At 73.8% G+C, this 14889-nt stretch carries 17 protein-coding genes; 6 read left to right on the top strand and 11 right to left on the bottom strand.

Translation table 11 applies throughout. The annotated features are described in order from the left end of the window. From EAD96_RS17375 to EAD96_RS17365, 3 genes are all read right to left on the bottom strand, one after another. Nucleotides 1–300 (bottom strand): VOC family protein (locus EAD96_RS17375; RefSeq protein ID WP_305034164.1); only part of this gene is annotated, 300 nt, incomplete at its 3' end. A gap of 81 nt (nucleotides 301–381) precedes the next feature. After that, nucleotides 382–939, bottom strand: coding sequence for a M23 family metallopeptidase (locus tag EAD96_RS17370; protein ID WP_091417541.1), 558 nt, complete (start codon nucleotides 937–939; stop codon nucleotides 382–384). A gap of 103 nt (nucleotides 940–1042) precedes the next feature. Then, nucleotides 1043–2833: an ABC transporter ATP-binding protein gene (locus EAD96_RS17365; RefSeq protein ID WP_121685060.1), complete on the bottom strand. Its 1791-nt coding sequence runs from the start codon at nucleotides 2831–2833 to the stop codon at nucleotides 1043–1045. An 84-nt stretch (nucleotides 2834–2917) separates the two neighbouring features. On the opposite strand from EAD96_RS17365, the gene EAD96_RS17360 reads away from it, so the two are divergent. Next, nucleotides 2918–3334: a MarR family winged helix-turn-helix transcriptional regulator gene (locus EAD96_RS17360; protein WP_121685059.1), complete on the top strand. Its 417-nt coding sequence runs from the start codon at nucleotides 2918–2920 to the stop codon at nucleotides 3332–3334. A gap of 63 nt (nucleotides 3335–3397) precedes the next feature. Here EAD96_RS17360 and EAD96_RS17355 read toward each other — a convergent pair whose 3' ends face one another. The 8 genes from EAD96_RS17355 to EAD96_RS17320 form a co-directional block, all read right to left on the bottom strand. After that, a complete protein-coding gene (locus EAD96_RS17355; RefSeq protein ID WP_071094679.1) occupies nucleotides 3398–4024 on the bottom strand; it encodes a TetR/AcrR family transcriptional regulator in 627 nt (208 codons plus the stop codon). 95 nt (nucleotides 4025–4119) lie between these two features. Then, the gene (locus EAD96_RS17350; RefSeq protein ID WP_121685058.1) at nucleotides 4120–5391 is read right to left on the bottom strand and encodes an ABC transporter substrate-binding protein; all 1272 of its coding nucleotides are present in this window, start codon (nucleotides 5389–5391) and stop codon (nucleotides 4120–4122) included. A gap of 50 nt (nucleotides 5392–5441) precedes the next feature. After that, nucleotides 5442–6587 carry a branched-chain amino acid ABC transporter permease gene (locus EAD96_RS17345; protein WP_121685057.1) on the bottom strand — a complete coding sequence of 382 codons (1146 nt, stop codon included), beginning with the start codon at nucleotides 6585–6587 and terminating at the stop codon, nucleotides 5442–5444. After that, the gene (locus EAD96_RS17340; protein WP_071094675.1) at nucleotides 6584–7462 is read right to left on the bottom strand and encodes a branched-chain amino acid ABC transporter permease; all 879 of its coding nucleotides are present in this window, start codon (nucleotides 7460–7462) and stop codon (nucleotides 6584–6586) included. Before EAD96_RS17340 ends, EAD96_RS17345 begins: the two co-directional genes overlap by 4 nt. Nucleotides 7463–7475: 13 nt before the next feature. After that, nucleotides 7476–8192 carry an ABC transporter ATP-binding protein gene (locus tag EAD96_RS17335; protein WP_121685056.1) on the bottom strand — a complete coding sequence of 239 codons (717 nt, stop codon included), beginning with the start codon at nucleotides 8190–8192 and terminating at the stop codon, nucleotides 7476–7478. Then, nucleotides 8189–8995 (bottom strand): ABC transporter ATP-binding protein, encoded by an 807-nt coding sequence (locus EAD96_RS17330; protein ID WP_121685062.1) that lies wholly within the window; start codon nucleotides 8993–8995, stop codon nucleotides 8189–8191. The genes EAD96_RS17335 and EAD96_RS17330 overlap by 4 nt, the downstream gene beginning before the upstream one ends. Before the next feature lie 138 nt (nucleotides 8996–9133). Beyond that, the gene (locus tag EAD96_RS17325) at nucleotides 9134–10339 is read right to left on the bottom strand and encodes an RNA polymerase sigma factor (protein ID WP_121685055.1); all 1206 of its coding nucleotides are present in this window, start codon (nucleotides 10337–10339) and stop codon (nucleotides 9134–9136) included. Next, the gene (locus EAD96_RS17320) at nucleotides 10336–10686 is read right to left on the bottom strand and encodes a YciI family protein (protein WP_071094667.1); all 351 of its coding nucleotides are present in this window, start codon (nucleotides 10684–10686) and stop codon (nucleotides 10336–10338) included. Before EAD96_RS17320 ends, EAD96_RS17325 begins: the two co-directional genes overlap by 4 nt. Between EAD96_RS17320 and EAD96_RS17315 the strand changes: the two genes are divergently transcribed. The 5 genes from EAD96_RS17315 to EAD96_RS17295 all read left to right on the top strand — a co-directional run bounded on the left by EAD96_RS17315 (nucleotide 10645) and on the right by EAD96_RS17295 (nucleotide 14872). Further along, nucleotides 10645–12135 carry an NAD(P)/FAD-dependent oxidoreductase gene (locus EAD96_RS17315; RefSeq protein ID WP_233585913.1) on the top strand — a complete coding sequence of 497 codons (1491 nt, stop codon included), beginning with the start codon at nucleotides 10645–10647 and terminating at the stop codon, nucleotides 12133–12135. The two genes, EAD96_RS17320 and EAD96_RS17315, sit on opposite strands and share 42 nt — an antisense overlap. Nucleotides 12136–12261: 126 nt before the next feature. Beyond that, nucleotides 12262–13008: a lysozyme gene (locus EAD96_RS17310; protein WP_121685054.1), complete on the top strand. Its 747-nt coding sequence runs from the start codon at nucleotides 12262–12264 to the stop codon at nucleotides 13006–13008. Between the two features lie 88 nt (nucleotides 13009–13096). Then, nucleotides 13097–13771, top strand: a complete 675-nt coding sequence (locus tag EAD96_RS17305) for a peptidoglycan recognition family protein (protein WP_121685053.1) — start codon at nucleotides 13097–13099, stop codon at nucleotides 13769–13771. A gap of 97 nt (nucleotides 13772–13868) precedes the next feature. Continuing rightward, nucleotides 13869–14234 carry a helix-turn-helix transcriptional regulator gene (locus tag EAD96_RS17300; RefSeq protein WP_120569558.1) on the top strand — a complete coding sequence of 122 codons (366 nt, stop codon included), beginning with the start codon at nucleotides 13869–13871 and terminating at the stop codon, nucleotides 14232–14234. Then, nucleotides 14231–14872 carry an SRPBCC family protein gene (locus EAD96_RS17295; RefSeq protein ID WP_121685052.1) on the top strand — a complete coding sequence of 214 codons (642 nt, stop codon included), beginning with the start codon at nucleotides 14231–14233 and terminating at the stop codon, nucleotides 14870–14872. The genes EAD96_RS17300 and EAD96_RS17295 overlap by 4 nt, the downstream gene beginning before the upstream one ends. Nucleotides 14873–14889 lie beyond the last annotated feature (17 nt).

Here is a 14889-nt window from a genome sequence, read left to right as displayed (position 1 = left end):
GAGGATCGTGTTGCCGTCGGGGTCGACGGTGCGGCACTCGCCGCCGGGAGCGTTCTCGACCCGGTGGCCCGCCGCGACGAGGCGTTCGGTGGTCGCGGCGACGTCGTCGACGTGGAGGTACAGCGTGGCCGGGGCCGGGGCGCCCTCGACGATCAGCAGGGTCAGGTCGCCGCAGCGCAGGCGCGACCGGCCGTCCTCGCCGGGCTGTCCGGTGTAACCGAACAGCGCGTAGAACCGGCCGGCCGCGTCGGTGTCACCGACGTTCAGCACCGGGACCTGACCCTGAACTCCGCTGCGCACCGCGCCACTCTACCCATTGGCGCTCTGTAAATCACGTCTTGCAGATCGGGTTTTCATTCCGGTCGGCGGGCGCCCCGAGGGTCAGCAGCCGTTGGTGCTGGTCTGGTTGCGCTTGAGCCCGTCGGACCAGGTCACGCCCTGGACGACCGCCACCACGACGCTGCCGTCGTGGATCTGCTCGTAGTGCAGGTGCGGGCTGAGGTCGTACTTCGCCGACGTCGCGCCGACCCGGCCGATGACGTCGCCGCGCTTCACCGTGTCGCCCTTGGCCACCGCGCGCGAGTTCAGGTGGGCGTACCGGGTGCGCCAGCCGTCGCCGTGCCCGATGACGATGGTGTTCCCGTAGCCGGAGGTGGTGGAGTAGTACGACTCCAGGACGGTCCCGGCGGCGCTGGCGACGGTCCGGCGGTTGAGGTCGTCGGGGCTGCCGTTGGCGTCGTAGTGGTTCCAGTCGATGGCGTGGGCGGGGCTGTGCCCGTTCCAGTTGTTGCCCTGCCAGGTCTGGCCGCACAGGAACGGCATCCGGAAGCCCGGCCGGGCGGCCTGCGCGGGCTGCACGCCGAGCATCGCCCCGGCGACGACAGCGGTCGTGAGCAGCGCCGGCACGCGCCACCGGGCGGCGGTGGTCATCAGCGACATCGTTCCCCTCCTCGCATCGAGTGATCCGGGTCGATGCTATGGGCCGCGCAGACGTTGGGTAAATAGCTACACGGATGAATGCCCGGCCAAAACTTTCCTACGATCAGCCGACCAGGGCGGCGTACCGGCCGCGCCGGTCCAGCAACGCGTCGTGGGTGCCGGACTCGACGATCCGGCCGTGGTCGAGCACCGCGATGCGGTCGGCGTCGCGGACGGTGGAGAGCCGGTGCGCGATGGTCACCACGGTGCGGCCCCGGGCCAGCTCGTCCAGCGCCCGCTGGACCGCGCGCTCGGTCTCGGTGTCCAGCGCGCTCGTCGCCTCGTCCAGCACCAGGATCCGCGGGTCGCGCAGCAGGGTCCGGGCGATCGCCAGGCGCTGCTGCTCGCCGCCGGAGAACCGGTGGCCGCGCGAGCCGACCATGGTGTCGTACCCGTCGGGCAGCGCGGCGACGAGGTCGTGGATGCGGGCGGCGCGGGCGGCGGCCTCGATGTCGGCGTCGGTGGCGTCCGGGCGCGCGTACCGGAGGTTGTCCCGCACGGTGCCGTGCAGCAGGTACGTCTCCTGGCTGACCACGCCCACGACGGCGGCCAGGTCGGCCGGGCGCAGGTCGCGCAGGTCGATCCCGTCGATGGTGATGCGGCCGGCGTCCGGGTCGTGCAGCCGGCTGATCAGCGCGGCGAGCGTGCTCTTGCCGGAGCCGGTCTCCCCCACCAGGGCGAGGCTGGTGCCGGCCGGGACGTCCAGGCTGACGCCCGCGAGGGCGGCGGTGTCGCTGCCCGGGTAGCTGAAGGTGACGTCCTCGATACGCAGGTGGCCGCGGGCGGTGGCCGGGTCCAGCGGTACCGGGCGGGCCGGCTCGGCGACCTCGACGGGCAGGTCGAGGTATTCGAATATGCGGGCGAACAGCGCCAGCGACGCGGTGAGCGTGACGCCGACGTTGAGCAGGCCCATCAGCGGCCGGAACAGGTTGCCCTGCAGGGCGGTGAACGCGACGAGCGTGCCGATGGTGAGCGTGCCGGCGGTGCCGGGCAGGCCGGCGCCCAGGTAGATCACCGCGGGGATGGCGGCGAAGACGATGCTCATGGCGGCCATCCGCCAGCGTCCGGCCAGCTCCGAGCGCAGTTCCAGGTCGACCAGGCGGGCCGAGGAGGCGGTGAACCGGTCGACCAGGGCCGGGCCGGTGCCGAGCGTCTTGGCCAGCCGTACGCCGCTGACCGACAGCCCCTCCTCGATGGTCACGGTGAGGTCGGCCAGTTCGCGCTGCCGCTGGGCGGTGATCTCCCGGCGCAGCCGGGCGACCCGGCGGGTGAGCCAGAGCGCGGGCGGCAGCACGACCGCCGAGACGAGCGTGAGGCGCCAGCTCAGCGCCAGCATGGCGATGGTGGTGGCGACCACAGTGGTGAGGTTGGCGGCGATCGAGGTGGCGGTGGAGGTGACCACCGCCTGCATGCCGCCGATGTCGTTGGTGATGCGCGACTGCACCTCGCCGGTGCGGGTGCGCACGAAGAAGCCGATCGACTGCCGCTGGAGGTGGGCGAAGACGTCGGCACGCAGCCGGTGCATCACCTCCTGGCCGACGCGGGTGGAGATCCAGGTCTGCGCGACGCCGAGCACGGCGGTGACCGCGGCCACCGCGACCATGCCCGCGACCAGCCAGGCAAGCAGCGTCAGGTCACGCTCGGGCAGGGCCCGGTCGATCACGGCACGCAGCAGGAACGGTGTGGCCATCGCGATGATCGAGGACGCCACGATGATCGCCACGACGGTGGCGAGCGGGCCCCGGTGGGCGGTGAACAGGCCGCCGATCCGGCGCAGGGACACCTCACGGGCCTGGGCCTTCTCGGCGGGGGAAACGGTCCGGCCGTCACGGCGGCCGTCGGGGATGCGGTCCAATGGTGCTCCTCGTGTCTCGGGGGAAACATGCTGAGGTTACCTCAACATGAGGGAACAACACGAAAGCCTGCTACCGTATTCCCCGTGAGCGGCAGCGACGAGAGCCTGGCCGAGACGTTCTGGGCGGTGACCCGCCGACTGCGGCACCAGACCAAACGCGCGCTGGAGCCGTGGGAGATCAGCCCCGGGCAGGCGCGGGCGCTCGGCGTGCTGATGCGTCACGGCGCGCTGCGGCCCGGCGCGCTCGCCGAGCACCTGCGCATCGCGCCGCGCTCGGCCACCGAGGTGGTCGACGGGTTGCAGGAACGTGGCCTCGTCGAGCGCCGGCCCGACCCGGGCGACCGGCGGGCCACGCTTGTCGCCCCCACCGCCGAGGGCGAGCGGGTGGGCACCGCCATCCGGCAGGCGCGGGCCACCGAGGCGGAACGGTTCTTCGGCGCGCTCGGCCCCGACGACCGGGCCGAACTGGCCCGGATCCTGCGCCGCCTGCGCGAGGACTGAGCGCACCCGGGGCGCGGCCCGGCGAGGCCCGAGGCGACAGTCGGAGGACCGGCGCCGGGGCCGTCAGCGCAGGCCGGCGGCGATCGCGTCGACCAGCAGCGCGCCGAGCGTGCGGGCCATCACGGCGCGGGCGGCGTCGACGTCGAGCCCCATCGAGTCGCGCATCATCGACCAGGCCGACCAGGTGCCGGCCACCGTGAGCGCGTCGAGCAACTGTTCCCGGCCCGGCCCGGCCTGCGCCAGCTCCGGGGCGAACACCGCCTCGATCTCCTGCCGGACCCGGGCGACCGCCGCCTCCCGGTTACGGCGCAGCTGCGGGGAGAACGGCTCCCGCAGCGCCGACGCGCGGGCCGAGGGCGCCAGCACCTCCAGCAGCCGGGCGCGCTGGTCGCAGAACGCGGCGATCCGGGCGGTCAGCGGCAGCTCCGGCGGCACCGGCCGCCAGAGCGCGGCCTGTCGCTCGCCGACCCGCCGCCCGGTCGCGGCGAACAGCGTCTCCATGTCCTTGAAGTTGGTCCAGAGCGTACGCAGCGACACCCCGGCCCGCTCGGCGATCCGTTCCCCGGTGGGCCGCAGGTCACCGGAGTCGATCAGGGCGAGGTGCGCCTCCACGATCGCGGCCCGGGTCCGCTCGGCCCGCGCCGCCCGGCCGTCCACCCGCTCCGGCGGGTCGGTCTCCAGCTCGATCATGGGTACGGGCTCTCCTGTTGCTCGTCTGCCGGCGGCCACTCTACGTGCGTGCCGCCGGGCGACCGGCACCCGGCCACCCGGCGACAGCACCGTGGTCAGGACGTCGGCACGGCGTCCGCCGGCGGGTTCGTCGGCGGCTCGGTGAACTCGGTGACCGCGCCGTCACCGTCGTCGGTGGTGTACGCGGGACCGAAGTACTCCTGCGCGCCGTTGATCACCTTGGTCAGCCGGACGCCGCCGTAGCCGGCGTGCACGCCGTCGGCGTACCGGAAGGGGACCAGGCCCGGGCCGCGGAAGCCGCCCTTGCGCACGGCCTCGACCAGCTTCTCCCGGGTGGGGTCGGGCCCGGCGGCGAGCATCGCCTGGACGAACGTGTACGCCATCGAGTAGCCGTAGATCGCGTTGCCGTCGACCGGGTTGCCCGCGTTGTACTTCTGGTGGATCTTGGTGAACTCCTGGATCCACGGGTTCGCGGTGTCACTCACGTTCGGCAGGTAGTTGTCGGCCACCATGCCCTCGAGGATCACCTTCTTGTCGCCGAGCTGCGCGGACAGCGTGGTGTAGTCGGCGCCCACGTTGGACACCACCCACTGCGCCTTGAAGCCCTGCCCGGCGGCCTGGCCCATGGCGAGCGCGGTGAAGCCGGGGATGGTCGCCGAGATGACCACCTGGCAGCCGGCCGCGCGCAGCGCGCCGATGGCCGGGCCGACCTGCTGGTTGGTGGTGGTGTACGTCTGCTTCGCCGCGACCGGGCCGAGGACCTGCTCGACGCCGGCCAGCGAGTCCCGCCCGAAGTCGTCGTTCTGCCCGAAGTGGCAGACCTTCGCGCCGGGGAACTCCCGCTTGACGTAGCCGGCCAGGATCTTGCCTTCGACGGTGTAGTCGGGCTGCCAGCCGAACGTGGTCGGGTACTTGTCCGGCTGGTTCCAGTTGCGGCTGCCGGAGGCGACGAACAGGTCCGGCACCTTCTGCGTCTTGACGAACTCCAGCACGTTCGTGTGCGTGGGCGTGCCCAGGCCGCCGAGCAGCGCGAAGACCTTGTCGTCGAGCACCAGCTTGCGGACCACGTTCTCGGTGTTGGCGGGGTTGTAGCCGTCGTCCATGACCTTGTAGACGATCTTCCGGCCGTGCACCCCGCCCTTGCTGTTGACGTGCTCGAAGTACGCCTTCGTGGCGGCGGAGATCTTCGAGTAGCCGGGCGCGGCCGGTCCGGTGAGCGGTTGGTGGGTGCCGATGACGACCTCGGAGTCGCTGACGCCGGGGACGTTCTCGGCGGCTTGCTTCTCGTCGTCGGCGCAGGCGGGCAACGCGGCCAGCAGGGCCAGGCCGGCGGCGGCCGCGAGAACGCGGCGGGTGGTGGGGCGCATGGTTCTCCAATCCGGTGCGACGGTGCGAACGGTGGGTGGAACCGGTGGGGTCAGCGGTCCGGCGACCGGAGGGGCGCGCGCCGGCTGCGGACGGCCGCGCGCAGCCGGGCGCCGACGGCGCGCACGCCGCCCTGGAGGCCGCCCGGGGCGGCGAGCATGACGACGATGAGGATCAGGCCGAACACGGCGAGCGCGAGGTTGCCCTCCAGCCGCTGGGCCAGCCCGGCGGAGAGGTCGAGGTGTTCGGTGAGCAGGCCGGGCAGGTCCTGGAGCGCCACCAGCAGCACCGCTCCCCAGACCGCGCCGGCCAGGCTGCCCAGGCCGCCGATCACGATCGCCATGAGCAGGAACAGCGACAGGTCCAGCGGGAACTTGCCGGGCGCGACGGTGGCGGTGAGCATGGCGTACACGCCGCCGCCCAGGCCGGCGCAGGCGGCGCTGACCACGAACGCGAGCACCTGCGTGCGGGCCACCGGGATGCCGGCGAGCCGGGCCGCGACCTCGTCGTCGCGGACCGCCCGCAGGGACCGGCCGAAGCGGCTGCGCACCAGGTTGGCCAGCAGCAGCATGGTGAGCAGCGCGGCGGCCAGCGCGATCCAGGCCAGCCAGCGTTCCGGCTGGAAGTAGGCGCCGAGCGTCGCCGGTGGCGTCTGCGCCGGGAACGGCAGTCCCTGCTCGCCGTTGAACACGCCGGTGAAGATCGTGGTGACCGCCGGGACGAGCGTCGCCACGGCCAGTGTCACGCCGGCCAGATAGGGCCCGCGCAGCCGGGCCGCCGCCAGCCCGACCACGAGCCCGCCGAGCGCGGTCACCGCTACGGCGGCGAGCAGCGACGCGGGCAGCGTCCACCAGCCGCGTAGCGCCCGCTCGTCGAGGGCCTGCTGGGTCAGGGCCATCGTGTAGGCGCCGGTGGCCATCAGCGCGCCGTGCCCGAGGGAGAGCTGGCCGTTGAGCCCGACCAGCACGGTGTGCCCGGCGGTGACGCAGAGGAACGCGCAGACGCGCGCCACCTGGAGGTTCTGGTACGGCGCGAGCTGGTTGGTGACCAGCACGACGAGCGTGCCGAAGAACACGGCCACCGCCAGGTGACGCAGCAGTGTGGAGCCGCGGGCCTCGCGTCCGGCCGGTGCGCCGGGGAGCAGCCGCCGCAGCGCCGACGGTGCGGCGGGGGCGACCTCGGTGGGGGTGCTCGTCACACGTGCCTCGCTCTCGCCGCGGAGAAGAGCCCGCCGGGGCGGACCAGCAGGACGGCCAGCAGCAGCACCAGGACGGCCAGCGGGGTGGTGTCCGGTCCCAGGTAGCCGGTGACGTAGGACAGGATCAGCCCGACCAGCAGGCCGCCGACGACGGCGCCGACCGGGCTGTCCAGGCCGCCGACCACGGCGGCGGTGAACGCGACCACGAAGACCAGGTCCATGGCGTGCGAGTGCAGGCCGAGTCCGGTGGGGACGACCAGCATCCCGGCCAGCGCACCGACCCCGGCGGCGAGCGCCCAGCCCAGCGTGAGCATCCGGCCGACGCTGACGCCGAGCAGCCGGGACACCTCGGGGGCGAACGCGGCGGCCCGCATCCGCAGGCCGACCGGGGTACGGGTGAACAGCAGCGCGAGCAGCGCCACCACTGTGAGCGCCGAGCCGAGCACCCACAGGTCGTACGGGGACAGCGCGGCCACCCCGGCGATGGTGAGCGCGTCGGTGTCGAACGGTGCCGGGGCGGGCCGGTAGTCGTTGCCGAAGACCATGCCGAGCACCGCCTGGATGACGAGCACCAGGCCGAGCGCGACGATCACCTGGTTGAGCGGCCCGCCGGGGCCGGCGAACCGCATCAGCACCCGCTCCACCAGCGCGCCCAGGGCCAGTCCGGACAGGATCGCGGCGGCCAGGCCCAGCCAGTACGAGCCGGTGGCGGAGACGACCGCGTACCCGACGTAGGCGGTGGCCACGGCCATCGCGCCCTGGGCGAAGTTGACCACCCGGGCGGCCCGCCAGATGAGCACCAGCGCGAGCGCGAACGCCGCGTACACCGCCCCGGCGGCGAGCCCGTCGAAGGTGAGGAACCAGAACCGCTCCATCGGCGACCCCTTCCTAGAATCCGAGGTACGCGTGCCGGAGCTGGTCGTCGTCGCGCAGCCGGGCGGCCGGCGCGGCCGTCACGACCTGCCCGAGCGACATGACGATGCCCTGGTCGGCGACGGACAGCGCGGTGCGCACGTTCTGCTCGACGAGCAGCACGGTGAGCCCTCGTTCGTCGCGCAGCCGCCGCAGCAGCGCCATGATCTGCGCGGCCACCTTGGGGGCCAGCCCGAGCGACGGCTCGTCGAGCAGCAGCAGCCGGGGCCGGGCGATCAGCGCCCGGCCGATCGCGAGCATCTGGCGTTCCCCGCCGGAGAGCTGGTGTCCGGCGTGGTCGCGTCGGCGGGCCAGCGCGGGGAACAGCTCGTACACCTCGTCCTGCGCGCGCTTCGCGTCGGCCCGGTCGCGCCGCCACAGCCCGCCCAGGCGCAGGTTCTCCGCCACCGTCAGCTCGGTCACCACGCCGCGTCCCTCCGGCACGTGCGCGAGGCCGCGCCGGACCAGGTGTTCCACCCGGACGCCGCGCAGGTCCTCCCCCGCGTACCGGATCCGGCCGCCGGTGGGCCGGAGCAGGCCCGAGAGGGTACGCAGCAGCGTGGTCTTTCCCGCGCCGTTGGCGCCGAGCACGGCGGTGACGGTGCCGGCCGGGACGGTGAACGCGACGTCGCGCAGCACCGGCACCGGGCCGTAGCCGCTGCTGAGCGACTCGACCTCCAGCACGGCGGTCACAGCGTGCTCCCCTCGGCCGGCACGTCGGCGCCCAGGTACGCCTCGGTGACCCGGGGGTCGTCGCGGATGCGTTCCGGCGGGCCGGCCGCGATCACCTTGCCGAAGTCGAGCACCACCAGTTCGTGGCAGACGGACATGACCAGGTCCATGTGGTGCTCGACGAGCAGCACGGCACAGCCGTCGTCGCGTTCGGGCAGCGCGCGGACCAGGTCGGCCAGCTCGGCCACGTCGTCGGCGCCGAGACCGCCGGCCGGCTCGTCGAGCAGCAGCAGCCGGGGACGGGCGATCAGCGCGCGGGCCAGCGCGACCCGCTTGCGGACCGGGTACGGCAGGGTGGCCGGCGCCGCGTCGGCGTACTTCCCGATGCCCAGCTCGGCGAGCAGGTCGAGCGCCGCCGCGCGTAGCCGCCGCTCGTCGTTGTCGCTGCGGGGCAGGCCGAACAGCGCGGAGGCGAAGCCCGCGCGGGCGGTGTGGCTCGCGCCGGCGACCACGTTCTCCAGCACGGTGAGCCCGGCGAACAGCCCGACGCCCTGGAGCGTGCGGGCGATGCCGAGCCGGGTGAGGGCGTGCGGGCTGGGCCGGAACGGCCGGCCGTCCAGGGTGAGCGAACCCTCGGTCGGCCGGACGAAGCCGCAGACCACGTTGAACAGGGTGGTCTTGCCGGCGCCGTTGGGCCCGATCACGCCGACGACCCGGCCGGGCGGCACCCGCAGCGAGACGTCGTCGAGGGCGACCAGGCCGCCGAAACGTACGCCGACGTGGTGCAGTGCCAGGCCGTCGGCGGCTGTGGCCGGTGGGCTCATCGTCACCTCGTGCCGGTCGACGGAGCGGGAAAACTAATTACACCGGGAGTGTACTTTTCTCTGCCGCCGCGTCAATGCCTCGACGATCACGGTTCATCTGCCGGGGTTGCCGGCCTCCAACGTGCACTGTCTGTGTGATCATCTCGGCATGCGGTCGCGGGCGCGGCGCAGGAACGTCTGCTCCGCCGCGTTGCCCGTACCGGCGATCGCCGCGTCGTACGCCGCCCGGGCCTGCGCCGGGCGGTCCAGGCGCCGCAGCAGGTCGGCCCGGATCGCGTGCCACACGTGGTAGCCGCCCAGGTCCAGACCGTCCACAGCGGCCAGCCCGGCCGCCGGTCCGCGTACCTCGGCCAGCGCGACGGCCCGGTTCAGCGCCACCACCGGCCCGGGTGCGACGGCCGTCAGCTGGTCGTAGAGCGCGAGGATCTGGGCCCAGTCGGTGGCCGCGGCGGTGGGCGCGTCCGCGTGCACCGCGCCGATCGCGGCCTGGATCTGGTACGGGCCGGGCCGGCCCCGCCGCAGGCACCGGCGGACCAGGTCCTGCCCCTCGGCGATCAGCTCCCGGTCCCACCGGCCGCGGTCCTGCTCGGACAGCGACACCGGCACCCCGTCCGGGCCGGTCCGGGCGGCGCGGCGCGCCTCGGTGAGCAGCATCAGCGCGAGCAGGCCGAGCGCCTCCGGCTCGTCCGGCATCAACGTCACCAGCAGCCGGCCCAGCCGGATCGCCTCGGCGCCCAGCTCGGCGCGGCCCAGCCGCTCCCCCGCGCTCGCGGTGTGCCCCTCGTTGAAGATCAGGTACACCACGGCGAGCACCCCGCGCAGCCGGTCCGGCAGGTCCGCGTCGCGCGGCACCCGGTACGGGATACCGGCGTCGCGGATCTTCGCCTTGGCCCGGACCAGGCGCTGGGCCATGGTCGTCTCCGGCACCAGGAAGGCCCGCGCGATCTCGGCGGTGCTCAGGCCGCCGAGCAGGCGCAGCGTCAACGCCACCCGGGCGGGAGCGGCGAGCGCCGGGTGGCAGCAGGTGAAGATCAGGCGCAGGCGGTCGTCGGGCACGGGCCCCTCCTCGGCGGGCGGGTCGGCGGCGTGCAGCAGGGCGGCCTCGGCGTGCCGCGCCTCCCGGGTCGCCTCCCGCCGCAACCTGTCGATCGCCCGGTTCCGGGCGGTGGTGATGACCCAGCCGGCCGGACTGGGCGGCGGTCCGTCGGCGGCCCAGCGCGTCACGGCGATCGCGAACGCCTCCTGGACCGCCTCCTCGGCGAGGTCGATGTCGCCGAGGAGACGGACCAGGACGGCTACCGCGCGGCCGTACTCGGCCCGGAAGACGCGTTCGACGTCGGTCATCCCTCGCCCTGGAACGGGCGGACCTCGATCGGCAGCGTGGTGGCCAGGGCGTAGCGGCGGCCCCAGTCCAGCGCGGCGTCCAGGTCCGGCGCCCGGATGACTGTGACGCCACCCAGGTACTCCTTGCCCTCGGCGAACGGCCCGTCGGTGACCAGCACCTCGTCGCCGGCCGGGCGCAGCACGGTGGCGGTCTGCGGGTCGTGCAGGCCGTTGCCGAACACCCAGCACCCCGCCTCCCGCAGGTCCCGGCCGATGGCCTCGACCTCGCGCATCACCCCGGCCAGGAACTCCGGGTCCGGACGACCCTGGCCGGCCGGCTGGTACATGCTGATCAGGTACTGCTTCATCGGCTTCTCCTCGTCACCGCCGGACGGCCCCGCGCCGTCCCTTCACCCTCCACACGAACGGCGGGCGCCCGTTTCGACACGCCGGGCCGGGTGAATCCGGCCGGGAGCGGGGTACGCCGACGCGTGCGCCGCCACCGGGTCGTCGTCGTGGGCGCCGGGTTCTCCGGCCTGGCCTGCGCGCTCGCGCTGGACGCGGCGGGCGCGCAGGTGCGGGTGCTGGAGGCGCGGGACCGTGTGGGCGGCCGGACACTGAGCCGCCCGCTGCCCGGCGGCGGCTGGCTGGATCTGGGCGCGCAGTGGATCGGCCCGACCCAGGACCGGATGTACGCGCTCGTCGCCGCGTACGGCCTGACCACGTTTCCCTCCCCCGCGCACGGTGCGCCGACGCTGCTGCTCGGCGGGCGCCCGGCCACCGGCGAACCGCCCGGGCTGTCCGGGCTGCTCGGGACGCTCGACGAGATGGCGGCCGGGCTCGACCCGGCCGCGCCGTGGCGGGCGGACGACGCCGTCCGGTGGGACCGGATCACGCTGGGCGGCTGGCTCGACGCGAGCGCGGCCGACCCGGTCACCGCCCGGTACGCGGGCCGGCTGCTCGCCGGTGGGCTGCTGGCCGCCTCACCGGAGGAGGTCTCGCTGCTGCACATGCTGTTCTACCTGCGCAGCGGCGGCGGCACCCGGTCGCTGCTCGGCATGGCCGGTGGCGCCCAGCAGGACCGGCTGGTCGGCGGCCCGGCCGTGCTGGCCGAGCGGATGGCCGCCGCGCTGCCGCCGGGGAGCCTGTGCCTGCGCGCGCCGGTGGACGGCGTCGCGCAGGACGGCGACGGCGTGCGGGTGCGCGCCGGCGGCGAGACGTACCGCGGCGACGCGGTGGTGGTCGCGCTGGCGCCGGCGCTGGCCGGGCGCATCCGGTACGACCCGCCGCTGCCGCCGCTGCGCGACGGGCTGACCCAGCGGATGCCGATGGGTGAGGCGCTGAAGGTGCACGCGCTCTACCCGGAGCCGTTCTGGCGCGCCGACGGCCGTTCCGGCGTGTCCAGCACCGACACTGGGCCGCTCACCGAGACGGTGGACAACTCGTTGCCGGACGCGCCGGGCGGGGTGCTCACCGCGTTCAGTTACGGGGCGCAGGCCCGGGCGCTGCGCCGGCTGCCGGACGACGCGCGCCGGGACGCGCTGCGCGAGGCGCTCGCCGCGATCTTCGGCCCGGCCGCCGCGCGCCCCGACGACCTCGTCGAGTACGACTGGTCGGCCGACGAGTGGACGCGCGGCTGCTTCTGCGGCGTCCTGCCGCCCGGCGCGTGGTGTGCGTACGGCCCCGAGTTGCGGACGCCGGTGGGCCGGGTGCACTGGGCCGGCACCGAGACCGCGACCCGCTGGAGCGGCTACCTGGAGGGCGCGGTGACCGCCGGCGAGCGCGCCGCCGCCGAGGCGCTCGCCCAGCTCGGCTGAGCGCCCTGTTCAGTGAGATTCTTCGATGCACTCTCTTGAAAAGTTTCTCCGCCCTGTGACCTAATGACGACAGTTCCTTTCGTCATACTCCCGCCGCCGGAGCGCGGCAACCCCCAGGGAGGACAGATGCACAGCTCGATCCGATCGGCGCTGCGCGCGGCCGGAGCCGCGCTGCTCGCCACCGCCACCGTCGCCGCGGCGACCCTGTTCGGGGCGGCCCCCGCCGGCGCCGCTCCGGCCGGGCTGCCCGGCATGGACGTGTCCAGCTACCAGGGCAACGTGAACTGGTCCGGGGCGTGGGCCAACGGCGCCCGGTTCGCGTACGTCAAGGCGACCGAGGGCACGTACTACACCAACCCGTACTTCGCCCAGCAGTACAACGGCTCGTACAACGTCGGGATGATCCGCGGCTCGTACCACTTCGCCCGCCCGGACACCACGAGCGGCGCCACCCAGGCCAACTACTTCGTCGACCACGGCGGCGGCTGGTCGAAGGACGGGCGGACGCTGCCCGGCGCGCTGGACATCGAGTACAACCCGTACGGCGCGACCTGCTACGGACTGAGCCAGGCGTCGATGCGCAGCTGGATCGCCTCGTTCGTCAACCAGTACTACGCCCGCACCGGCCGGTGGGCCACCATCTACACCACCACCGACTGGTGGAGCACCTGCACCGGCAACACCTCGCAGTTCGCCGCCAACAACCCGCTGTGGATCGCCCGGTACGCAAGCAGCGTCGGCACGCTGCCGGCCGGCTGGGGCACGTACTCGTTCTGGCAGTGGTCCTCCTCCGGGGTCTTCCCCGGTGACCAGAACGTCTGGAACGGCTCGCTCGACCGGCTGCGCGTCCTGGCCTGCAACGGACCCTGCTGACCCCGGCCCGGGCGTGGCGGGCGGTGCCGGTCCCGCCACGCCCGGCGTACCGGCCGATCCGACGCCCCCCTTCCGCGAGGAGGTTGCGATGTCCCTTCCCGTCCCCCGGCGGACCGTGCTGCGCGGCGCGGTCCTGCTCGGCGCCGCCGCCGGCGTCGGCGCGCTGACCCAGATCGGCTCCGGCCCCGACGCGCGGGCCGCCGCCACCCGGGTCGACCAGCCGACCATCGCCAACTGCGCGACCTGGGGCGCCCGCCCGCCCTCGTCGCCGGTGAGCGTGGTGGCCAGCCGGCCCAACAAAATCATCGTCCACCACACGGCGTTCCCGAACACCACCGACTACAGCCTCGCCCAGGCGTACCGCAACTCCCGCGACATCCAGAACCTGCACATGGACAGCAACGGCTGGCTCGACTCCGGGCAGCACTTCACCAACAGCCGGGGCGGCTACCTGACCGAGGGCCGGCACGGCAGCCTCTACGCGCTGCTGCACGGCCAGACCATGGTGCAGGGCGCGCACTGCGTCGGGCAGAACAGCCAGGCCATCGGCATCGAGAACGACGGCATCTACGTGGACGTGCAGCCGCCGCAGGCGCTGTGGAACAGCCTGGTCACGTTCTGCGCGTTCACCTGCCAGCAGTACGGCATCGCGCCCACCGAGATCTACGGGCACAAGGACTTCAACGACACGCAGTGCCCGGGCCTGCTGCACGGCCGCCTGCCGGAGCTGCGCCGTACCGTCGCCGCCCGTCTCGGCGGCTGACCACGGGGGTACGCGGGGCGCCCGGGTGCGACGGGCGCCCCGCGTCGTGTCAGCGTTATTCCTCGCTTATATAAGCGTCGCCTGATATATATGGGTCGTGCACGCCTTCGACGTCCTCGGCGACCCGGTCCGCCGCCGGATCCTGGAACTGCTCGCCCACGGCGAGCAACCCGCCGGCGCGCTCGGCGAGACCGTACGGCGCGAGTTCGGCATCAGCCAGCCCGCCGTCTCGCAGCACCTCAAGGTGCTGCGCGAGCACGGCTTCGCCACTGTGCGCGCCGACGGCACCCGCCGGCTCTACGCCGTGGACCCCGGCCCGCTGCGCGAGATCGACGCATGGCTGGACGGGTTCCGCCGCTTCTGGACGCCGCCACTGGCGGCGCTCGCCACCGAGCTGGCCCGGGGCCGCCGCGAACGACGGCTGCGCGAGGACACCACCGACGACGAGAGGACCGACCCATGATCGACGTGACCGGACAGATCAGCGCCGTCGAGCGCCACATCGGCGCCCGTACGCTCCCCGCCGGGCAGGCGCGGGTGCTCACCATCGCCCAGACGTACGACGCGCCGGTCGCCGACGTCTTCGACGCCTGCACGAACCCGGAACGCATACCCCGCTGGTTCCTGCCGGTCTCCGGTGACCTGAGCCTCGGCGGCCGCTACCAGCTGGAGGGCAACGCCGGCGGCACCGTCGAACGCTGCGACCCGCCGCACGGCTTCGCCGCAACCTGGGAGTTCGGCGGCGAGGTGAGCTGGATCGAGGTGCGGTTGCGCGAGGCGGGACCGGGGCGTACCCGCTTCGAGCTGGAACACGTCGCGCACGTCGACGACCAGCGGTGGGCCGAGTACGGTCCGGGCGCGGTCGGCATCGGCTGGGACCTGGCGCTGGTCGGCCTGGCCTCCCACTTCGCCGCCGACGGCACGGGCGTCGACCCGGCCGCCGCGGCCGACTGGATGGCCTCACCCGAGGGCCTGCGCTTCGTCACCGAGTCCAGCAACAGTTGGACGGCAGCAAGCATCGAGGCCGGCACCCCCACCGAGCAGGCACAAACCGCAGGCACCCGAGTAACCGCGTTCTACACAGGCACCCCCACCCCCTAACCCCCGTCTCCTATACA

Source organism: Micromonospora sp. BL1 (assembly GCF_003667485.1).
Lineage (GTDB): Bacteria > Actinomycetota > Actinomycetes > Mycobacteriales > Micromonosporaceae > Micromonospora > Micromonospora tulbaghiae.
The sequence above is the reverse complement of the archived record's forward strand: the minus strand, read 5'-3'. Positions and strand labels throughout refer to the sequence as shown.

Coding starts and splice junctions, on each gene's coding strand:
- EAD96_RS17370 (WP_091417541.1), bottom strand. CDS start 939: ATGTCGCTGATGACCACCGCCGCCCGGTGGCGCGTGCCGGCGCTGCTC.
- EAD96_RS17355 (WP_071094679.1), bottom strand. CDS start 4,024: ATGATCGAGCTGGAGACCGACCCGCCGGAGCGGGTGGACGGCCGGGCG.
- EAD96_RS17350 (WP_121685058.1), bottom strand. CDS start 5,391: ATGCGCCCCACCACCCGCCGCGTTCTCGCGGCCGCCGCCGGCCTGGCC.
- EAD96_RS17340 (WP_071094675.1), bottom strand. CDS start 7,462: ATGGAGCGGTTCTGGTTCCTCACCTTCGACGGGCTCGCCGCCGGGGCG.
- EAD96_RS17330 (WP_121685062.1), bottom strand. CDS start 8,995: ATGAGCCCACCGGCCACAGCCGCCGACGGCCTGGCACTGCACCACGTC.
- EAD96_RS17325 (WP_121685055.1), bottom strand. CDS start 10,339: ATGACCGACGTCGAACGCGTCTTCCGGGCCGAGTACGGCCGCGCGGTA.
- EAD96_RS17320 (WP_071094667.1), bottom strand. CDS start 10,686: ATGAAGCAGTACCTGATCAGCATGTACCAGCCGGCCGGCCAGGGTCGT.
- EAD96_RS17310 (WP_121685054.1), top strand. CDS start 12,262: ATGCACAGCTCGATCCGATCGGCGCTGCGCGCGGCCGGAGCCGCGCTG.
- EAD96_RS17305 (WP_121685053.1), top strand. CDS start 13,097: ATGTCCCTTCCCGTCCCCCGGCGGACCGTGCTGCGCGGCGCGGTCCTG.
- EAD96_RS17295 (WP_121685052.1), top strand. CDS start 14,231: ATGATCGACGTGACCGGACAGATCAGCGCCGTCGAGCGCCACATCGGC.